Genomic DNA, 20,712 nt, shown 5'->3' with positions numbered 1-20,712 from the left:
ACCGACGAAGTCCTGACCACCTTCGAAATGAAGACCCCGGTGCTGTTGGACGAAGTTCGTGCTGGCGGCCGTATTCCGCTGATCATCGGCCGTGGCCTGACCGACAAGGCTCGCGCCGAACTGGGTCTGCCAGCGTTCGACCTGTTCAAACTGCCGGAAGCCCCGGCTGAAAGCACCAAGGGTTACACCCTGGCGCAGAAAATGGTCGGCAAGGCCTGCGGCGTAGCCGGTGTGCGTCCTGGCACCTACTGCGAACCGAAGATGACCACCGTGGGTTCCCAGGACACCACCGGTCCAATGACCCGTGACGAACTGAAAGACCTGGCGTGCCTGGGCTTCTCGACGGATCTGGTGATGCAGTCCTTCTGCCACACTGCGGCTTATCCAAAGCCTGTGGATGTGACGACTCACCACACCCTGCCGGATTTCATGCGTAACCGCGGCGGCGTTTCGCTCAAACCGGGCGACGGCATCATTCACAGCTGGCTGAACCGCATGCTGCTGCCGGACACCGTCGGTACCGGTGGCGATTCGCACACCCGTTTCCCGATCGGTATTTCGTTCCCGGCGGGCTCTGGATTGATTGCGTTCGCCGCCGCCACCGGCGTCATGCCGCTGGACATGCCCGAGTCAGTCCTGGTGCGTTTCAAAGGCAAGATGCAACCGGGCATCACCCTGCGTGACCTGGTTCATTCGATCCCTTACTACGCCATTAAGGCCGGTCTGCTGACCGTCGAGAAGAAAGGCAAGATCAACGCCTTCTCCGGCCGCATCCTGGAAATCGAAGGCCTGGACAACCTGACCGTGGAGCAAGCGTTCGAACTGTCCGACGCTTCCGCTGAACGTTCCGCCGCCGGCTGCACGATCAAACTCCCGGAAAAGGCCATTACCGAGTACCTGACCTCCAACATCACCCTGCTGCGCTGGATGATCGGCGAAGGCTACGGCGACGCCCGCACCCTGGAGCGTCGTGCTCAAGCGATGGAAGCCTGGCTGGCCAAACCAGAGCTGCTGCAAGCGGACAAAGACGCTGAATACGCAGAAGTCCTCGAGATCGACCTGGCACAGATCACGCAACCGATCCTGTGCGCACCGAACGACCCCGACGACGCTCGTCTGTTGTCGTCCGCTGAAGGTCAGAAGATCGACGAAGTGTTCATCGGTTCGTGCATGACCAACATCGGTCACTTCCGCGCTGCCGGCAAGTTGCTGGAACAGGTCGATGGAGCATTGCCAACCCGTCTGTGGCTGTCACCGCCGACCAAAATGGACGCTCACCAGCTGACCGAAGAAGGCTACTACGGCATCTACGACAAGGCCGGCGCACGCATGGAAATGCCGGGTTGCTCGCTGTGCATGGGTAACCAGGCACGCGTTGAGCCAAACAGCACCGTGGTGTCGACGTCGACCCGTAACTTCCCGAACCGTCTGGGTGACGGCGCGAACGTCTACCTGGCTTCGGCCGAGCTGGCGTCTGTTGCTTCCATCCTGGGTCGCCTGCCGACCGTCGAGGAGTACATGGAATACGCGGGCAAGATCGACAGCATGGCGGCCGATGTCTACCGCTACCTGTCCTTCGACCAGATCGCCGAGTTCCGTGAAGTCGCTGCGAACGCCAACATTCCGGTCGTTCAAGCGTAACGCTGCAACGCCATAGAAAACGCCGCCCTTCGTGAGAGGGGCGGCGTTTTTTTATGCCTTACTCTTTCTGCCCAATCATGAGATTGAGCGACTGCCCGCATCCTGCGTTTACAGATACCAGCGATATTCCCGCGCGCTGATCTCCTGCATGAACGCCAGATGGTCCTGACGTTTGTTCTCGCAATAAACATTCACGAACTCAGCCCCCAGACCTTCACGCAATTGCGGTTGATGCTGCATTGCGCGCACGGCTTCGAGCATTTCCTTTGGAAAGTCGACGCCACTGTTGCGGTCTTCGTTCAACGGCAAGATCGGTTCTTTGCCCGCGTCCAGTCCGTGTTCCAGGCCCACCAGAATCGCCGCCAATACCAGATATGGATTGGCATCGGCGCCTGCCAGACGATGTTCGATGCGCAGGTTCTTCGAGTCCGACTCAGGGATGCGCAGGCACGCATCGCGATCTTCAAAACCCCAGCTCGCTTGGGTGGCGATGTTGGTCGTGCCGCCCAAGCGTCGATAGGCATTCTGGTTCGGGGCGAAAACCGGCATGCAATGCGGCAGCAGTTCCAGGCAACCGGCCACGGCGTGACGCAACGATCGCTGTTCATTGGCCGCCAGGATGTTATTGCCGGCCGCATCGTAAAGGCTGACATGTACGTGCATGCCGCTACCCGGGTGCTGCAAGTAAGGTTTGGCCATGAAACTGGCGCGATAGCCGTGCTTGAGGGCAACACCGCGGCTGCTGCGGCAAAACAGGGCGGCCCAGTCCGCCGCGCGCAAGCCGTCGTCCAGGTGACCGAAATTGATCTCGAACTGCCCCGGCCCGAGCTCGGCGGTAATCACCGTGCTGTCGATGCCCTGGGCACGCGATGCCTCGACCATTTCATCGAGTACCGGGGCAAAACGTGACAGCCGCTCGATGTGCATATTGGGTTGATCGTCGGCATCGTCTGTCAGCCCGTCGCGGGGAAACTGCGGTAGCCCGTCGCGCAGCTTTTTATCGAACAGGTAGAACTCCAGCTCAAATGCCACGACTGGATGAATGCCTTTACCGGCGAGGCGGTCCAGAACCTGGGCCAATACCTGGCGCGGTTCGAACACGATGGGGTTTTGCGTGCCGTCCGAGGTAATCAGCATTTGCCCCAGCGGTTGGCCTTCCCAGGTCACAGGCTTGAGTGTGCCAGGTACCAGGCGACGCAGCGCATCGGGATCGCCGTCGTTGAAGCAGTAATCGCCGATCTTGAACAACCCGCCTTGCACGCCCAACAGCACACAGTTCTGCGGCAGTTTCAGCGCGCTGCCGGCCGCCACCTTTTCCAGCATGTCCACCGGATAACGCTTGCCGTAGAAATGCCCTGGAATATCCAGGGAAATCAGGTCGACATAGCGCACCTCAGGATAGCGTTGGCGAAAGGCGCGCACCTCGGCCAACAGGTCAGAGCAGGTAGCATCCATCATTGTGGGTCCTTGTCTTTTCATCAGGTGTAAACCCAAAGCACTCGCGTGAGATGCTCGGTGAGGTTGCCGTAGCGGCAACGGGTATGGCTGTCGAACTGAAAGCTGTCGCCAGCCACTAATTTGACGGGGTCCTCGTCGTCGCCCAACCACAGCGTCAGCTCGCCTTCGAGCACGTAACCCCCTTGCTCGGAGCTGTCAGTCAAATGCCGGTCGCCACTGCTGGCACCGGCTTCAAGGTGACTTTCGAGCATCGAAAACGATGCGCGGATCTTTGGCGAAACCAGAATGTCGGTAATGCCGTTGGCGAAGTACAACGTACGGCGTTCGTCCGGCCGGGTGACCCATGGCAACTCCTTGGGTTTTGGCAGGCTGTAGAAGTAAGTCGTCGGCACGCCCAGGGTTTCACTGATTGCCGTCAGGTCGGCCACCGTGGGCCGTGACAGGCCACGTTCGACCTGCGACAGGAAGCCCACGGAACGGCCGATTTTGTCGGCCAGTTCCTTCAAGGTGTATTTCTTGTGCTTGCGCAGATCGTGAATAAGGATCGCCAGCGCAGCGATTTCTTCTTGCTTGTTCATGCCTGGATTTCCAGTTGATGACTCATCAAATACTGTCGCGCAGTCGATACCAGGCTTTGCCGATGGCTTCCAGCGGCGCAGCCAGGTATTTGCCGCCGGGAAAACTGCCGTTGTTCAAACCCTGGTACAAGGACAATTCATCGTCCTGGCCAAGAATCGCGTCGGACACGGCGCGGGCAGCGGCCAGTGTCGGCAGCACGCCATGCCCGGAATAGCCTTGCATCCAGTAGCGATTCCCTGACTGGCCAATGTCCGGCGTTCGTTTCAGGGTCAAGTCGATGTGCCCGCCCCAGGCGAATTCCAGGGCTACGCCTTTGAGCTGCGGGAACACCCGCTCCAGGAAGGGACGCGTGGCCCCGGCAATGTCCTTTGGCATACCGCCCAGATACGTGCAGCCGCCGCCGAACAGCAGGCGATTGTCGGGCGTGCGCCGGAAATAATCGAGGACAAACTGGTTGTCGGTGACGCAGACATTGCTCGGCAACAGCGCGGTGGCCTGCTCGGGAGACAGGGGCGCGGTGGCCACTTGATAAGTCCCGACCGGTAATACGCAACGGGCCAGTTTCGGGTCGAGCCGGTCCAGATACGCATTGCACGCCAGCACCAGAACGTCTGCCCGAATGGTCCCGTGTTCGGTGTTCACCCGGTAACGACCGCCCTCCTCTTGATAGCTCAATGCTTTGCTTTGTTCATGGATGCGGCCGCCCGCCTTTTCGATGGCGGTGGCCAGGCCGATGGCCAGTTTCAGCGGGTTCAGATGACCGCCCTCGGGATCATAGAGGCCGGCCTGATAGCGCTCGCTGGCGATCCATTGCGGCAACTGTTCACGGCTGATGAACCGCAAGCCATGGTGGCCCCACTTGTGACTGGCCTCGCGCTGCCACTCGGTCAACAGCCCGACACGCCGTGGCATGACCGACGTCCACAAATGCCCCGCGCGATAATCACAATCGAAGCCATGACGAGCGGGTAATTCACGCAGCTCCTGCGCCGCCCAGCGCATGCCGTCCCACAACCGGCGTGCGCGCTCGTAACCCAACGCGGCTTCCAGCGGCGGCATGTCACACGACCAGCCGAGAATGGCCTGGCCACCATTGCGCCCGGAGGCCGCCCACGCCACTCGACTGGCTTCCAGCAGGGTCACCCGTTTGCCGGCCAAGGCCAGGCGCAACGCGGTGTGCAGCCCACTGAAGCCGGCCCCGATGATCAGGATGTCGGTGTCTTGTTCACCCCTGAGCGCAGGGCGATTGACCAAGCGATCCGCGCAACTGTGGGCGTAATAGCTGGCGACATGCTGGGTGGACTGCTGGAACATACGAGCTCTCATGAAATTATGTTTTTATAATTTCATGAAAAACTACAGTATTAATTTCATACAGGCAACTCCGCGATGACCGACTGGACATCAAGGATCGCGATTCTCTTCAGGTATTGGGGGATTTATGCCACGGGTAACCTTTCGCGCTGAGTTCAAAGGCGTAGTCGAATAAACGCTTCATGTATTCGCCATCAAAGTGATGACTGCGCAGGTGATGAAAATCGGCGCCGATGTACGCCAGATTGAAGTCCGCCCCGTCCTGCTGAGCGATTCGGTAAATCCGTTCCAGGTCACTGATCCCTTGCGTCTGGATCAATGCGCTGATGGCACGACCGCCGATACTCAACGTGCGACGCTTGGTCCCGGACCACTGGGGCTCCATTTTCCCGTTACGAATCACATAGAAATTCCGGTCATGGCGCAAACGTGCGCCGGTCACGCTGTTCAGAGCCATGACCGTGCCGGGTGGGTAAAGGAATACCTGCGTGATGACGCCGCCGTCCACGTGCATTTCCTGAAACTGTTGACCGTTCACTTCCACGTCGATCATGACCGGTGAAACGGCGCCAGGAATGCTCATCGACGCGATCAGGATCTGGCGAAACAGGTCCAGTGCGCCCGGTGCTCCACTGGAGGCGATGGCCCCCATATTCCAGGTCACGGGCCGCCCTGCATCGAGGTCGGTGGTACCGATCATCAGGAGTCGTCCATTGGCGTATTGCGCCGCAATCGCCGCCAGTATGTCAGCGGTGACGTACTGGGCGACGAGCCGCGACAGTGGCTTGCTGTCTGCAATGCCGTCGCTGGCAAGCCGGGTCAGCACATTGCGCGAATGGAAAACGTCTTTGGGACCGATGGCGCTGCAGATGCGCAGAATGATGTCGTCGTATTGAGGCCCCAGAAAAGCGAACGGAGCCACCAGGGCGCCAGCGCTGATGCCCGTGACCACTTTGAACAGTGGGCGCGTCCCATTCAACGTCCATCCCGCGATGATCCCTGCCGCAAACGTGCCGGCGTCACCACCGCCGGAAACCGCCAGCATGTTGGCCACCGGCAGGACGTCATTCGGCACTCCCGCCCTGGCGAGCGCCTCAGCCTCGCGATGGTTGGCCTGATTCACGTCCCGAATGAGCGGAGCGAAATCCCGGTCCAGCCAGTAACGCGCCTGTGCGATGCCGGGGACGACCGCCAGTTCCGTCAAAGTCGGCGGCACGGCATCGCGGCGTTGCAGACACGCTTGGCGCAACATGTTCCACGTTGACGCACCCGGTCCGGGCAGGAATGGTTTCAAAACGCCTCCTCCGGCCGCCGTTGCTGATAGATCACATGAGCATTGCGACGGGCATTACGCGTAACGGATGTCGCTGAGGCCGATTGCCGCCACGGTGAACAAGAACGGCATCGTCAGGTAGGACCACAGCGCGTAACCATTGAAGTACGCGCGGTGCAGTGGATCCCAAGGGGTATTTTCTTCGTGGTCTTGAAAGGATTCCCGGGGCTGAGCGCTCGGCAACGAGCGTCCCGTCGGCGTGGCGCGCTGTCCTGCGTCAGCCCTTTCTTTGCCCATAACGCACCACCTGTCACGAGGGTGGTGCGTACTTTGCTGAAGCTGTTCCAGCGATCGAGCCCCCCATGAGCGGTCAACACCCGCTCGAGGAGCTCATGACTCTGCGTGTTCATGGTTACGGATTTGCTCCGTCCTCCGGCCGATCCTGAACCCACTGCCAGAATAGTTGATAGCCGACCGCAAGCACCACTGGCCCGATGAACAGCCCAAGGATGCCGCTGGTGACCATGCCGCCCAATGCACCGATCAACACGACCGGCATTGGCACATCCACGCCACGCCCCAGCAACAGCGGTTTGAGAACGTTGTCCACCAGACCGGCAACGAACACAAAGACCGAGAAGATGATGGTCCTCGTGTTGGGCCCCTCGGTCGCCATCACGTAGACAATCACCGGCAGCGTAATCAGCGTGGCTGGTAACTGCATGATGCCGAGCAGCAACACAAAGATCGCCAGAATACCTGCGCCCGGGATGCCTTTGAGCACGAAGCCGATACCCACCAGCAGCATCTGAATGAACGCGATGCCGACCACTCCGAGCGCAACGGCACGGATGGTTGCGGTGCACAGTTCGGCGATTTTCGGCCCCTTGTCAGGACCGCTGACGCGAGACGCAATCTCTACCGCGGCGCGGGTGCCGGCCTCACCATGGGCCATGAAAATACCGGCGATGATCAGGGCGACAATGAACATCAGCAAACCCGCCCCGACGCCGGCAATCTTGGTCAACAAGCCGACGCTGACGCCTTTTATCTGCGGCAGGTACTTCGCTATCAGGTCGGGAAGGTCATAGGAGGCCTGCAGCCATATCGACGAGAGCGATTTACCCACCAGTGGCCACGTCGCGACCGACTCGGGCGGCGGCGGGATCTGGAAGGTTCCCTCCTTCACCAGGTCGATGACGTTTCCGACCGACGAACCAATCGAAGTGCCCAACAGATAGACCGGTACCACCAGAATAGCGATGGCAATCAGCACAATGATCGTTGCAGCACGCCCCTCGCTGCGTCCCCGCGACCCCATCAGTCGCAGTTGCAACGGGTAGAGCGTGATTGCCAGGATCACCGACCACAGCATCAAGTCGCGAAACGGTTGGAATATCTCGAAGCAAAACAGCACCAGAACAACAATCAACCCGGCACGAATCAGTACATCGAGCATGCTGCGGGTCAACGATTTCTCGGACAGAGGTGTGGGCACCATGGATGCCTCCTTGCTGATAGCTGCAAAGGTAGGGGAACGGTTAGGGCAGCATAGACGGAGTTTTGACAGTACGACGGCAACAATGCGTGCTGTATCGCTATACCTCGAAAAAAAATCCACACACAGCACATCGACTCAATATCCGAGCCTGAATCTTCGCGACCATGGCCTCCTCACTCACCCGTAAGGACATCATCATGGCCATTGCAAAAGCAGTCCCCGGCAAAACCCTGCTGACCCCGACCGACCACACCCTGATCATGATCGACCATCAATCGCAGATGTCCTTTGCGACCAAGTCGATCGATGCCGTGACCCTGCGCAACAACGCCGCGCTGGTGGCCAAGGCGGCCCGTGGTTTCAAGGTCTCGACCATCCTTACCACCGTGGCCGAGAAGAGCTTTTCAGGCCCGATCTTCGACGAAATCAAGTCGGTATTCCCGGAACACAACGTGATCGACCGTACCAGCATGAACACCTGGGAAGACGAGCGCATTGCGGTTGAAGTCAACAAAATCGGCAAACAGAAAATCGTCCTCGCCGGTCTCTGGACGTCCGTTTGCATCGTTGGCCCGGCACTGTCGGCCATCGACCAGGGTTTCGAGGTGTACGTAATCGCCGATGCCTGTGGTGACGTCACCACCGAAGCGCACGAAATGGCCATGCAACGCATGATCCAGATCGGTGCCCGGCCGATGACTTCGCTGCAATACCTGCTTGAATTGCAGCGTGACTGGGCGCGCGGCGAAACTTACGACGAAACCGTAAAAACCTCGATTGCCAACGGCGGCGCCTACGGTCTGGGCCTGATCTACGCCAAGAGCATGTTCGGCGCTTCGGAAGCCCACTAAGCAAAAAATAGCGACTCCGTACGCGCGGAGTCGCTATCAGGTGGCCATTGAACCATGACGTTTTTTTCGAAAAAAGCCGCTTTCTGCTTATCTCTGATGTGCGCTGGCACCGTCGCAACGGCGCGGGCTGATGAGTCGGATCAAAACCCGCAAGGATTTCTGGAGGGGGCAACGCTGAATGTGCTCAGCCGCAACTTCTACCTCAACAGTGACTACCGGTCGCCTTCACCATCGGGCAAAAGCTACAAGGCCGAGTGGGCGCAAGGCTTCATTGGCGCTTTCGAGTCTGGCTTCACGCCCGGTACCGTTGGGTTCGGCCTCGATAGCCACGCTTTTTTGGGGCTGAAGCTCGACAGTGGCAAAGGTCATTCCGGCACCGGATTGCTGCCGGTGGGCAGCGATGGGCGCAGTGAGGACAACTACTCCAGTGGTGGCGGCGCGCTGAAAGTCAGGGCCTCCAGGACCACCTTGGCGTTCGGCGAAATGATGGTCGAAGCCCCGGTGTTCGACACCGCCGACAAACGCCTGCAGCCAGAGTACGCCACGGGGTTTCTGCTCAATAGTCGCGAAATTGATGGCATGAACCTGCAGGCAGGCCACTTCACGGCATTCAAGAATCAGGACAGCGCTTCGGGCAAGGGCAATTTTTCCGGTTACGGGGCTAACACCGACGCCGGAGGCATTTCGTTTGCCGGTGCCGACCTGTTCACCCAAAGCCCTGTCGGCGGCGCGCTCTATGCTTCAACACTGACCGACACCTGGCATCAGTACTACGCCAATGTGCATCTGAAACAGCCGGGAGTGTCCGTCGACGCCAATCTCTACCACACGCGGGACACGGGCGAGGCACTGGCCGGCGCCATCGACAACACCGCGTTCAGCCTGTCGGGCAAGTACACCGTCGATGCCCATGGCTTCACGCTGGCCTACCAGAAAGTCAACGGTGACACCCCGTTCGACTTCGTCGGTGGCGATTCCATCTACTTGGCCAACTCGATCAAGTACGCCGACTTCAACGGCGCCCACGAACAATCCTGGCAAGCCCGCTACGACCTCGACCTGAGCACCTATGGCATTCCCGGTCTGGCCTTCATGACGCGGTACGTCAAAGGCAGCCAGATCGACGGCACCCACGCGCCCAAGGGCGGCGCCTATAACCCGTTCGACGCGGAGACCGGCACTTATGTCCCACAACAAGGCGATGGCGGACGTCATTGGGAGCGCGACATCGACGTGCGCTACATCGTGCAGTCCGGGGCGGCCAAGGGCTTGTCGCTGCAACTGTCGCACGTGTCTCATCGCGCCAATACCGCCCAGGCGGGCGATGACATCGACCGGGTTTACGTGGTCATCCAGTACCCGCTGAATCTCGGGCCGCTGTGAGACAAAAATTGGCGGAAGGCAGCCGGAGTCGAACCTGCCCGGGAACGGATGCCGTCCCCAACCGGGTTTGAAGCCCGGCCGCGCCACCGGGCGCGATTGCCTTCCTGGAAATCAGTCCTCGGGTTGTCGGGGCTCTGGTTGTCGGAGCTCTGGTTCTCGGGCTAACGCACTGTCGGGACGGATCTGGCGTTTGTCGCCCATGCGCCGGGTCAGGCCAATACGGTCGAAGTATTCCAGAATCTGAATGCTGCGCTTGCGCCCCAGGCCCACTGCATCGCGAAACGCCGCGACCTGAATCACCGGATCAAGCTCGGCCATCTGCAACAGCATAGCCGCCAACCGACGGATCATCGCGTCGGTGTAGAACAGGTCCCGCACCACCTGATGCAGCAGTCCCAGGCGCGCCATTTTGCGTAGCAGCAAGCGCACGGTCGCCTCGTCATGTCCCAGATGGCGCACCCACGGCGGATCGAAACCGGCCTGCTCGAACAGCGGCTGCAAGCGCTGCCACAGGGCTTCGTCGTCGTCGCTCAAGCGCACTTGATGAGCCGGTAAATGCAGCCACGGACCGCTGGTGACAATAGCGCCACCGGCCAGCAATTCGTCGAGCAGGCAGATGAACGTCGGGCGCTCCAGCACGGAGGCGGCAAACCGACGCAGGCGATCCCGGTCCGGGCCCATCTGGTCCGGTTCCAATTGATGGAAGCGTGCGAGGTGTTCCAGCAAGGGGGCTTTCAACGCTTCCCAGCGCGCCGAACTGAACAGCAATGGACCTTGGCGGGTCTCGATCAGGCGCACATCATCGGGCAATTGCCACGTCGCGCGTGGACGGTTGAATTGACGTTCCAGTTGCCGGGGATCGAGGCCCGTGTCGCTGTGGGCCAACAACGCCGGCAAGACCGCTTCCAGATTGTCACCGATGTCGAGGGCTTGCAGTTGCGCCAGCCGTTCGGGGCTGCGACGGTGCCGGGACGGGGCAAACGGGTCGAGCACCCGGCCTCCGCCGAGGGTGCGTTGGGCACTCTGGTCCCGCAGTATCACAGGGTCGTCCTTGACTGCGTGCACGGGGGCATTCAACAAGACCTGCGCAAATATCCGCCCGCCCGGCACCAGGCTGGCACCCTCCAGCAGCGCCACCCGCCCGGTTACGTCCTGAGTGCCCAGGTGAACATGCACCGGCTGAAAGTGCTCGAAGGCTTTGGCTTCGCTGGCCAGCAAACGCAGGTCGATGTCGAGGCGTTGAGTCGGCGCATACAACCACTCGGCCAGCAACCAATGACCACGGTGGATCTGATCCAGTGCCAATCGCTCGGCACTCAAGTTCAGTGCGACGCGTTGACCGGCCATCGCTGTGTCTGCTGCCTGGTTTTGCGCATGCAGACCGCGCACGCGTACGGGCTTGCCCTGCGGGCTCAGCACCAGGGTGTCGCCCACCGCCACGTGCCCGGACAACGCGGTGCCCGTCACCACGATCCCGGCACCGGCGACACTAAAAGCCCGATCAATCGCCAGGCGAAAACCGCCGCTGGTGCTGCGTTGGCGCACTTCACGCTGAGCGTCGAGCAAAGCCTGGCGCAGTGCCTCGACACCTTCCCCGGTGGCACTCGACAGGGCGATCTGCGGCGCGTTTGCATAAGGGCCCGATGCCAGCAACGCCTGGATCTGCCCGCGCACGATGGACACCCTGGCCGGTTCGACCCGGTCGCACTTGGTGATTGCTACCAATGCCCGAGGAATGTTCAGCAGTTCCACAATCGCCAGATGTTCGCGAGTTTGCGGCATCACCCCGTCATCCGCGGCGACCACCAGCAGCACCAGATCAATGCCTTGCGCCCCGGCTAACATGTTGTGGGTGAAACGCTCGTGACCGGGCACGTCGATAAACCCGGTCAACCCGGCGCCCGGTTCCAGCGCGGCGTAGAGGTAGCCGAGGTCGATGGTCATGCCGCGCTCGCGTTCTTCCCGGCGACGGTCGCCGGCCTGCCCGGTCAACGCCTGGAGCAAAGACGTCTTGCCATGATCGATATGCCCTGCCGTGCCGACGATCACCCTGCCCGCCCCTCGACTGACAATTGATCGAGTTGCGCCAGCCAAGCCGCTTCGTCATCCAGTTGGCGCAGGTCCAGCCACAGCGCGTCGTCGTCGATTCGGCCCAGCACCGGGATAGACAACTGACGCAACGCAGCTTCCAGCCCCAGCAATTGCCGGCCGCGCAGACGCTTGGACACGTTGGGCCGCAGGCATAACGCAGCGCTCGGCAAGCGCGCCACCGGTTGGCTGCCACTGCCGATCATGCCCAGTGCCGGCATCGCGCTGACACTCCAGCCGTCACCCAATACCTGAGCCAGCGAAGGTTGCAGCCGTTGTGCTTGCGCGAGGATGTCGGCTTGGGGTCGTGTCAGCAGCCGCAGGCTCGGCAGACGTTCGGCCAGCCGCTCGGGATCGCGGTACAAACCCAACACCGCTTCGAGCGCGGCCAGGGTCAGTTTGTCGACGCGCAGCGCACGTTTGAGCGGGTTTTTCTTGATCTTGGCGATCAGGTCCTTGCGCCCGACAATCAACCCGGCCTGCGGTCCACCGAGCAATTTGTCGCCACTGAAGGTCACGATATCTGCGCCATCGAGCATAGCCTGGCGCACCGTCGGTTCGGCGGGCAGGCCCCAGCGGGTCAGGTCCAGCAGGCTGCCGCTGCCGAGGTCTTCGAGCAGCGGCAACCCATGGTTGTGCGCCAATTGCGCGAGCTCGGCGGTCGGCACCCGTGCGGTGAATCCTTCGATGGCGTAATTGCTCGCATGCACGCGCATCACCAGACCACTGCGCGGGCCGATGGCGGCTTCGTAATCACGGGCATGGGTGCGGTTGGTGGTGCCGACTTCATGCAAGCGCACCCCGGCCCGCGCCATGATGTCGGGAATGCGGAACGCACCGCCGATTTCGATCAGTTCGCCCCGGGAAATAATCCCTTCCTTGCGCGCCCCCAAGCTGTTGAGTGTCAGCAGCACGGCCGCCGCGTTGTTGTTGACCACCGTCACCGCTTCGGCGCCGGTCAATTCGCGGATCAACCCTTCGATCAGGTCGTCACGGTCACCGCGTTTGCCGCTGTTCAGATCAAATTCGAGATTGAGCGGATAGCGTGCGGCCATTTGCACCGCTTCAATGGCGACTTCAGGCAGCAATGCCCGCCCGAGGTTGGTGTGCAGCACGGTGCCGGTCAGGTTGAACACCCGGCGCACATGACTTTGGTGTTGTTGCGCCAAGCGCTCGCCCGCCCGCCCCGCCAAGACCTGCGGGCTGATTTCCACGGCATCGAGTTGGCCCGTCAGGACCGGTTCGCGCAAGTCATCGAGCAATTGCCGCAGGCTCGCCAGCAGCGCGTCCCGGCCATAGCGCTCGGCCAGCGGCTGGCAGGCGGGATGACGCAACAAACTGTCGATGGAAGGCAGCCGCAAGGTTTGGCTGGCGGACGTTGAAGACATCAGGCGCTCCCGGAAACGATTGACCGTCGCGCCTGAGTGTAGCCGTTGAGCTCAAGTGAAGCGTTCAGTCACCCCCCGGGGCCAGCAGCAAATTGGGCGCCGGACGCGAGTAGCCTTCCTGTTCCAGGCGCATGTCGAGCATCAGGCTGGCCAGGTCTGCCGACAGCGCTTCCGCCTCGGCGTCGTTTTCCAGGTACAGCAACTTCAAATAGCTGCGACAACCTGGGCAGGTTTCGGCACGCAGCGGTGCCTGATTGGCCGCGTGGCGGTCGTCATCGAGGCTGACGTAATCCAGGCCTTTGCTTTGCTCGCAATACACGCATTTGACCCGCACCACATGCCATTCACAGGCACACAACGAGCACACCAGATAGCGCAAACCGTTGTGTTTGCCTCGGTGACGGATCACCCCCGCCATCGCTGGCGACCCGCAGGCCGGGCATTGATTGAGGGCGTCACCGGGTTTCAGATCCAGCCCCGGCGTGTTCAGCAACCAGTGACTCCAGGCCGCTTGCAGCGCAGCTCCCAGAAACGGCACCAGCGCGGCCGGCAGCAGCGTGAACTGGCCGCTGACCAAGGCCACCGCCCAGGCCTTGAGTTGCCCGTCGCGGGTGTTGCGCAATGTCGTCAGGGCTTTTTCGACGGCGGGTTGTGGCGGTGGTTGGTAGCGCTGCAACAACGCTCCGAGGTACGGCAACCAATGGCCCTCGCGTACCAGACTGTCGGCGGCAAGTGGTGGCAAGCCGTGCGCCTGGCAGACCTTGATTCGTTCGGGATCAGGCGGCGTTGTGACCGGCGGATCGTCCATCAAGCGCTGCTGCACATGACACACACCGGCCACCAGCCGCAGGTAATCCGCCAGTGGATGCCCTTCGGCCAGGCGCTCCAGGCGTAAGGCGCGCAAGGTGAACAGGTTGTGCGGCGGCCTATACAGAAACGGCGGTGAACTCGCCGCCGCTTCAATCTCTCCAGGCTCAAGAATCGTCGCCAAGGGCTTATCCTTTTTTGCTGATTGGCCGGTCCGGTTGTTCGTCGCGGGTCACTTCGCGGTACCAGAGTTCATGGTGTTTTTTCGCCCAGGGACGGCTGACCCAGCCATGCACCATGGCGCTGACCGAGCCCTTGATCCAGATGCCGGCGTAGATGTGGATGATGATGCTGAGCACCAGTACAAATCCGGCCAACGCATGCAGCAACATCGCCCAACGAATAAGGGTGATGCCAAAGTACGCACTGAAATACGCGCGCCAGATCACCAGTCCGGTCAACAGCAGCGCCAACATGCAGGCAAGCAAGGTCCAGAACAGCAGCTTCTGCCCGGGGTTGTATTTGCCGATGGGCGGCACACCCTCCTCCTCGTTTTGAATCACCTTGTCGATCCGCCTGAGCCACAAGCCGTCGTTACGGATAAAAAAGTTGGCCCGCCAGAAGCGGATCACCAGGCCCAGGAACAGCACGAACATCACCACGCCCATGAACGGGTGCAGGATGCGCGTCCACGGGCCACCGCCAAACAGGTTACTGAGCCAGAACAGCGCCGGATGAAACAACGCCAGCCCGGACAGTGCGGCCATGAAAAACAGGATCGCGACCAGCCAGTGATTGGTGCGCTGGCCGGCGGTATAACGCAGGATCGTTTTGTTGCTCATGGCCTGTCCTCCCGCCGCGGATCATAGGTATGAACCGATGGGTCAACCTCATGCACCGCCGGGTCTTTACCTGGGGGATGCTCATCCTCTTCCACCACCTGCGGCCCGATGCGCACGTAATGGAAGAACCCGGCCAGCACCGCCAGGCCCATAGCGAGCAAGCCCAGCGGTTTGCTCACGCCTTTCCACAATCCCACCAACGGACTGATTGCCGGGTCTTTCGCCAGCCCGGCGTACAGCTGCGGCGCGTCGGCGTGGTGCAACACATACATCACGTGGGTGCCGCCAACGCCGGCCGGGTCGTACAGACCGGCATTTTCGAAGCCACGGCTTTTCAAATCGACGATGCGCTCGGCGGCGTGTTCTTTCATGTCTTCCTTGGTGCCGAACACGATCGCCCCGGTCGGGCAGGTTTTCACGCAGGCCGGTTCCAGGCCGAATTCGACCCGGTCCGAACACAGCGTGCACTTGTACGCCTTGTGGTCCTTTTGCGAGATCCGCGGAATGTTGAACGGGCAGCCGGTGATGCAATAGCCGCAGCCGATGCAATGGTCCTGGTCGAAGTCGACGATGCCATTGGCGTGCTTGATGATCGCCCCGGGGCTTGGGCACGCGGCCAGGCAGCCGGGTTCGGCGCAATGCATGCAGCCGTCCTTGCGGATCAGCCACTCAAGGTTGCCGGCATCGGTTTCATGCTCGGTGAAGCGCATCAGGGTCCAGGTTTCTGCGCTCAGGTCCTGCGGATTGTCGTAAGTGCCAAGGTTGTGCCCGACATCGTCGCGCAGCTCGTTCCATTCCGAGCAGGCGACCTGGCAGGCCTTGCAACCGATGCACTTGGTGGTGTCGATCAGTTTGGCCACTTCCTCCTGATTGCGCACCGAAGGCGGGACTGTCGTGGTGGCCGAACGGGCAATGATGTCTTGGCTGGCCATTTAGACTTTCTCCACGTTGACCAGGAATGACTTGGATTCCGGGGTCTGTGTGTTGCCATCGCCGAGGAACGGCACCAGGGTGTTGGTCAGGTAACCGTGGCGCGTAAGCCCGGTAAACCCCCAGTGCAACGGGATACCGATCTGGTGCACCACTTGATTGTTGACCTGCAACGGACGAATCCGCTTGGTCACCACCGCCACCGCTTCAATGTGGCCGCGCTTGGAACTGACGCGCACGCGGTCACCGGCGACGATGCCCTTCTCCTTCGCCAGCACTTCACCGATTTCGACGAACTGTTCCGGCTGGGCAATGGCGTTGAGCTTGCAATGCTTGCTCCAGAAGTGGAAATGCTCGGTCAAGCGATAGCTGGTGGCGGCGTAGGGGTAGTCCTTGGCCACACCGAGGGTATCCCACACCGAATCGAAGATCCGCGCCGCCGGGTTACTGGTGGCTTTCTTGTTTTGCGGGTGCAGCGGGTTGATGCCGATGGGCGTCTCGAACGGCTCGTAGTGCTCTGGGAACGGGCCTTCGTTCATTTTGTCGACGGCGAAGAACCGGGCCACGCCTTCGGGGTTCATGATGAACGGGCTCATCCCCGCTTCCGGTGGCACGTCGGCCTTGTAGTCGGGCACATCGGTGCCGCCCCACACTTTGCCGTTCCACCACACCAGGCGTTTTTTCGGATCCCACGGCTTGCCTTGCGGATCGGCCGAAGCACGGTTGTAAAGAATCCGTCGGTTCGCCGGCCAGGCCCAGGCCCAGCCTTGGTGCTGATGCATGCCAAACGGATCGCTGTTATCGCGCCGGGCCATCTGGTTGCCGGTTTCGGTCCAGCTGCCACAGAAAATCCAGCAGCCAGACGCCGTGCTGCCGTCGTCCTTGAGCTGGCTGAACGCGGCCAGTTGCGCATTGCCCTTGATCGCCGCGCCCGTGGCATCGGTGAAATCGGTGGCGGCGTAACCGTTGATTTCCTTGGCCAGTTCTTCCGGTGTGGGTTCGTCGGCAATCTTGTACTGCCACGACAGCTTGAGGATCGGATCGGGATATGCGCCGCCCTTCGCCTGATAGCGCTGGCGCAGACGCAGGAACAGCTCGGCCATGATCCGGATATCGGTTTGCGCTTCGCCCGGACCGTCCGCGCCTTTCCAGTGCCATTGCAGCCAGCGGCTGCTGTTGACCAGCGAGCCGTCCTCCTCGGCGAAACAGGTGGTGGGCAGGCGAATCACTTCGGTCTGGATGTCGGCACTTTTCACATCGTTGTACGGCCCGACGTTGCGCCAGAACTCCGAGGTTTCGGTGGACAGTGGGTCCATCACCACCAGCCATTTCAATTTGGCCAGCGCCGCCATCACCCGGTTCTTGTCGGGTAACGCCGCAATCGGATTGAAGCCTTGGCAAAAGTAGCCATTGACCTTGCCCTGCCCCATCAAGTCGAACACTTTAAGGATGTCGTAGTTGGGGATGTCCAGCTTCGGCAGGTACTCGTACGCCCAATTGTTCTCCACCGTGGCATTGGCGCCGTACCAGGCTTTCATCAGGCTGACGTGGAACTTGCTGTAGTTCTGCCAATAGGACAGTTGCCCAGGCCGCAGCGGTTTTTGCGTGCGTTTGGTGATGTACGCCGCGTAATCCTGTTCGGCATCGCCCGGCAGCGTCAGGTAACCCGGCAGTGAGTTGGACAGCAAGCCGAGGTCGGTCAGGCCCTGGATGTTGGAGTGCCCGCGCAAGGCATTCACGCCGCCGCCCGGCATACCGACGTTGCCCAACAGCAATTGCACCATCGCCGCGCTGCGGATGATCTGCGAGCCGATCGAATGCTGGGTCCAGCCCAAGGCGTAAAGAATCGTCATGGTCTTGCCCGGTACCGAGCAAGTGGCGATCTCCTCCCAGATTTTCTGCATGGCATCGACCGGCATTCCGCAAATCTGGCTCGCCAGATCGATGTTGTAGCGGCTGTAGTGCTGCTTCATCAGTTGATAGACGCAGCGCGGGTCTTGCAGGGTCGGGTCGACTTTGACGAAGCCGTCCTCACCGAGCTCGTAGCCCCAGCCGGACTTATCGGTGTAGCTGCGCTTGGCCACGTCGTAACCGCTGAAAATCCCGTCCTCGAAGCCATACCCGGCTTTGACGATGAACGACACGTCCGTGTAGTTGCGCACGTACTCGTGCTGGATCTTGTCTTCGGTCAGCAGGTAATTGATCAGACCGCCCATGAACGCGATGTCGGTGCCGGTGCGAATCGGCGCGTAATAGTCGGCCACCGAGGCCGTGCGGGTAAATCGCGGGTCGACCACGATCAGCCGCGCCTTGTTGTGCGCCTTGGCTTCTGTCACCCATTTGAAACCGCACGGGTGCGCTTCTGCTGCGTTGCCGCCCATCACCAGAACCAGATTCGCGTTGGCGATATCGGTCCAGGTATTGGTCATGGCACCACGGCCGTACGTCGGGGCAAGACTTGCCACCGTCGGGCCGTGTCAGACACGCGCCTGGTTATCAAACCCCAGCATGCCGAGACTGCGAATGACCTTGTGGGTGATGTAGCCCGCTTCGTTGGACGCCGCCGATGCCGCGAGGAAACCGGTGGTCAGCCAGCGGTTCACTGTTTGGCCCTGGGCATTCTTCTCGATGAAGTTGGCATCACGATCGGTCTTCATCAGGTCGGCGACGCGATCCAGCGCTTCATCCCAGGAGATGCGCGTCCACTCGCTGCTGCCGGGCTTGCGTACCTGCGGGTATTGCAGCCGACCGGGGCTGTGAATGAAATCCAGCAGGCCAGCGCCTTTGGGGCAAAGGGTGCCGCGGTTGACCGGGTGGTCGGCGTCACCTTCGATGTGGATGATATTTTGTGCGACGTTCTTCGCGTCATCGCCCAGGCTGTACATGATCAACCCGCAACCAACCGAGCAATACGGACAGGTGTTGCGGGTTTCATGAGTGTGGGTGAGCTTGAAGTGACGCACCTGTTCGGCAAAGGCAGGCGTCGGGGCCATGCCCAACGCCCCCAGGCTAGAGCCTGCAAGGCCGATGCCGGCGACCTTGAAGAACTGACGACGGCTGAGGTCCATCGTGCACTCCTGATCAGGTGGAAATCCGGTGCTTTGCCGGACTTTTCAATCAATCACGGTGGCGGCAGACGGACTGCCGACACTTCAAACTGTAGTCCGCGCATTGGCAATCGGTGTGAAAACCGACCGTCGGCCAGTTGTCGGCCTCTGTACCCGTCGGCACGATCCTTGTGGGAGCGGGCTTGCCCGCGATGGCGGTGGGTCAGCCGATATAAATGTTGACGGTGCCGAAGCAATCGCGGGCAAGCCCGCTCCCACAGGGTTTTACTGCGGGCTTTCGCGAGCAGGCTCGCTCCCACAAGATTTGGCGCTTATCATGGCCGGCATGATTAATCCGCCGTTACGAGACCGCGCATGACTTTCGATTTTGATCAGGTGTTCGACCGCCATAACACCGGTAGCACCAAATGGAGCCGCTACCCGGCCGATGTGTTGCCGATGTGGGTGGCCGACATGGATTTCGCCGCACCGCCGATGATCATCCAGGCCCTGCAAAAACGCCTGGAACACCCGATGGTCGGCTACAGCGTGGCCCCGGACAACTTGCGCGAAGCCATCGTCGCCGACCTCTGGAACAAATACGCCTGGCGCATCGAGCCGCAAGAGCTGATCTTTCTGCCGGGCGTCGAGTCGGGCTTCAACATGGCCCTCAAAGCGCTGGTCCAGCCGCAACAAAACGTCGTGGTGCAGGTTCCCAACTATCCGCCACTGCGCCACGCACCGGGCCATTGGGGCCTGAACAAGGTCGAGCTGAATTTCAATGAGCAGGCCGACGGCACCTACACCACACCGCTCGACACCCTGAGCCAGTCGCTGCAAGGTGGCGGCGCGCTGCTGCTGAGCAATCCGCACAACCCGCTGGGCAAAGCCTTTCCACGGGACGAACTGCAAGCAATTGCCGACATCTGCCTGGAACAGGGCGCGTGGATCATCTCTGACGAGATTCACGCCGAGCTGTGCTTTGACGGGCGCAAGCACGTACCGATGGCGACCCTGAGCGCGGACATCGCCCGGCGCACGATCACGCTGATGTCGGCGAGCAAGGCCTACAACATTGCCGGCCTGAAAACTTCGTTCATGATCATTCAGGATCGCGCCCTGCGTGAGCAGGTCAACCACGCCCGTTGCGGCATGGTCGACAGCGTCAACCCGCTGGGCCTGGAAGCCACCCGCGTCGCGTACAGCGAAGCCGGGCCATGGCTGACGGAACTGAGCGCTTACCTGCAAAGCAACCGCGATTACCTGGTCGACGCCGTTCGCACCCGCCTGCCGGGTATCACCATGAATGTGCCGCAAAGCACCTACCTGGCGTGGCTCGACTGCTCGGCGCTGGGGTTGGACAACCCGCAGCAGTTCTTCCTGGAACAGGCCAAGGTCGGCTTGAGCCCGGGCCTGGATTTTGGCGATGACGCCCGGCAATTCGTGCGCCTGAACTTCGGCTGCCCGCGCGCGTTGCTCGAAGAAGGCATTGCGCGGATGGAGCGCAGTTTGCGTAACCACAAGGCCTAGCAACAACGACTATTCCCTTTGTAGCAGCTGGCGCAGCCTGCGTCCGGCTGCGAAGCAGACGCCACAAACACGACTGCTGC

The 20,712-nt window shown here is 61.0% G+C and carries 16 protein-coding genes and 1 tRNA gene; 4 read left to right on the top strand and 13 right to left on the bottom strand.

Going from position 1 to position 20,712, the window contains the following annotated elements:
• The coding region (locus BMS17_RS26880) for a bifunctional aconitate hydratase 2/2-methylisocitrate dehydratase (RefSeq protein WP_077432154.1) at positions 1–1,641 on the top strand (1,641 nt) is incomplete at its 5' end.
• A gap of 108 nt (positions 1,642–1,749) precedes the next feature.
• On the opposite strand, the gene BMS17_RS26875 is transcribed toward BMS17_RS26880, so the two are convergent.
• The 6 genes from BMS17_RS26875 to BMS17_RS26850 all read right to left on the bottom strand — a co-directional run bounded on the left by BMS17_RS26875 (position 1,750) and on the right by BMS17_RS26850 (position 7,766).
• On the bottom strand, positions 1,750–3,096 hold the full coding sequence (locus BMS17_RS26875; RefSeq protein WP_046033186.1) for a glutamine synthetase family protein: 1,347 nt from the start codon (positions 3,094–3,096) through the stop codon (positions 1,750–1,752).
• A gap of 23 nt (positions 3,097–3,119) precedes the next feature.
• A complete protein-coding gene (locus BMS17_RS26870; protein ID WP_046033185.1) occupies positions 3,120–3,677 on the bottom strand; it encodes a helix-turn-helix domain-containing protein in 558 nt (185 codons plus the stop codon).
• 25 nt (positions 3,678–3,702) lie between these two features.
• On the bottom strand, positions 3,703–4,992 hold the full coding sequence (locus tag BMS17_RS26865; RefSeq protein ID WP_046033184.1) for an FAD-binding oxidoreductase: 1,290 nt from the start codon (positions 4,990–4,992) through the stop codon (positions 3,703–3,705).
• A 109-nt stretch (positions 4,993–5,101) separates the two neighbouring features.
• Positions 5,102–6,286, bottom strand: coding sequence for a patatin-like phospholipase family protein (locus BMS17_RS26860; protein ID WP_046033183.1), 1,185 nt, complete (start codon positions 6,284–6,286; stop codon positions 5,102–5,104).
• 54 nt (positions 6,287–6,340) lie between these two features.
• Positions 6,341–6,562: a hypothetical protein gene (locus BMS17_RS30820; RefSeq protein WP_052961912.1), complete on the bottom strand. Its 222-nt coding sequence runs from the start codon at positions 6,560–6,562 to the stop codon at positions 6,341–6,343.
• A gap of 115 nt (positions 6,563–6,677) precedes the next feature.
• Entirely contained in the window at positions 6,678–7,766 is a 1,089-nt protein-coding gene (locus BMS17_RS26850; RefSeq protein WP_046033182.1) for an AI-2E family transporter, read from the bottom strand.
• Positions 7,767–7,963: 197 nt separating this feature from the next.
• Between BMS17_RS26850 and BMS17_RS26845 the strand changes: the two genes are divergently transcribed.
• The gene (locus BMS17_RS26845) at positions 7,964–8,617 is read left to right on the top strand and encodes a hydrolase (protein ID WP_046033181.1); all 654 of its coding nucleotides are present in this window, start codon (positions 7,964–7,966) and stop codon (positions 8,615–8,617) included.
• A gap of 54 nt (positions 8,618–8,671) precedes the next feature.
• On the top strand, positions 8,672–10,000 hold the full coding sequence (locus BMS17_RS26840; protein ID WP_077432152.1) for an OprD family porin: 1,329 nt from the start codon (positions 8,672–8,674) through the stop codon (positions 9,998–10,000).
• 9 nt (positions 10,001–10,009) lie between these two features.
• Here BMS17_RS26840 and BMS17_RS26835 read toward each other — a convergent pair.
• The 7 genes from BMS17_RS26835 to fdnG form a co-directional block, all read right to left on the bottom strand.
• Positions 10,010–10,105 (bottom strand) — tRNA-Sec (locus tag BMS17_RS26835).
• Between the two features lie 6 nt (positions 10,106–10,111).
• Positions 10,112–12,049, bottom strand: a complete 1,938-nt coding sequence (gene selB / locus BMS17_RS26830; RefSeq protein WP_077432151.1) for a selenocysteine-specific translation elongation factor — start codon at positions 12,047–12,049, stop codon at positions 10,112–10,114.
• Positions 12,046–13,476, bottom strand: coding sequence for an L-seryl-tRNA(Sec) selenium transferase (selA, locus tag BMS17_RS26825; RefSeq protein WP_077432150.1), 1,431 nt, complete (start codon positions 13,474–13,476; stop codon positions 12,046–12,048). Before selA ends, selB begins: the two co-directional genes overlap by 4 nt.
• A gap of 64 nt (positions 13,477–13,540) precedes the next feature.
• Positions 13,541–14,467, bottom strand: coding sequence for a formate dehydrogenase accessory protein FdhE (gene fdhE / locus BMS17_RS26820; RefSeq protein WP_046033177.1), 927 nt, complete (start codon positions 14,465–14,467; stop codon positions 13,541–13,543).
• Positions 14,468–14,471: 4 nt separating this feature from the next.
• Positions 14,472–15,125, bottom strand: coding sequence for a formate dehydrogenase subunit gamma (locus tag BMS17_RS26815; RefSeq protein WP_077432149.1), 654 nt, complete (start codon positions 15,123–15,125; stop codon positions 14,472–14,474).
• Positions 15,122–16,057, bottom strand: a complete 936-nt coding sequence (gene fdxH / locus BMS17_RS26810; protein WP_046033175.1) for a formate dehydrogenase subunit beta — start codon at positions 16,055–16,057, stop codon at positions 15,122–15,124. The genes BMS17_RS26815 and fdxH overlap by 4 nt, the downstream gene beginning before the upstream one ends.
• Positions 16,058–19,123, bottom strand: a complete 3,066-nt coding sequence (fdnG, locus tag BMS17_RS26805) for a formate dehydrogenase-N subunit alpha (protein WP_139348125.1) — start codon at positions 19,121–19,123, stop codon at positions 16,058–16,060.
• A 354-nt stretch (positions 19,124–19,477) separates the two neighbouring features.
• Here fdnG and BMS17_RS26795 point away from each other — a divergent pair, with 354 nt between their 5' ends.
• A complete protein-coding gene (locus BMS17_RS26795) occupies positions 19,478–20,632 on the top strand; it encodes a MalY/PatB family protein (protein ID WP_046033172.1) in 1,155 nt (384 codons plus the stop codon).
• Positions 20,633–20,712 lie beyond the last annotated feature (80 nt).

It is taken from the genome of Pseudomonas sp. C9 (assembly GCF_002000165.1).
Taxonomy (GTDB): Bacteria; Pseudomonadota; Gammaproteobacteria; order Pseudomonadales; family Pseudomonadaceae; genus Aquipseudomonas.
The sequence above is the reverse complement of the archived record's forward strand: the minus strand, read 5'-3'. Positions and strand labels throughout refer to the sequence as shown.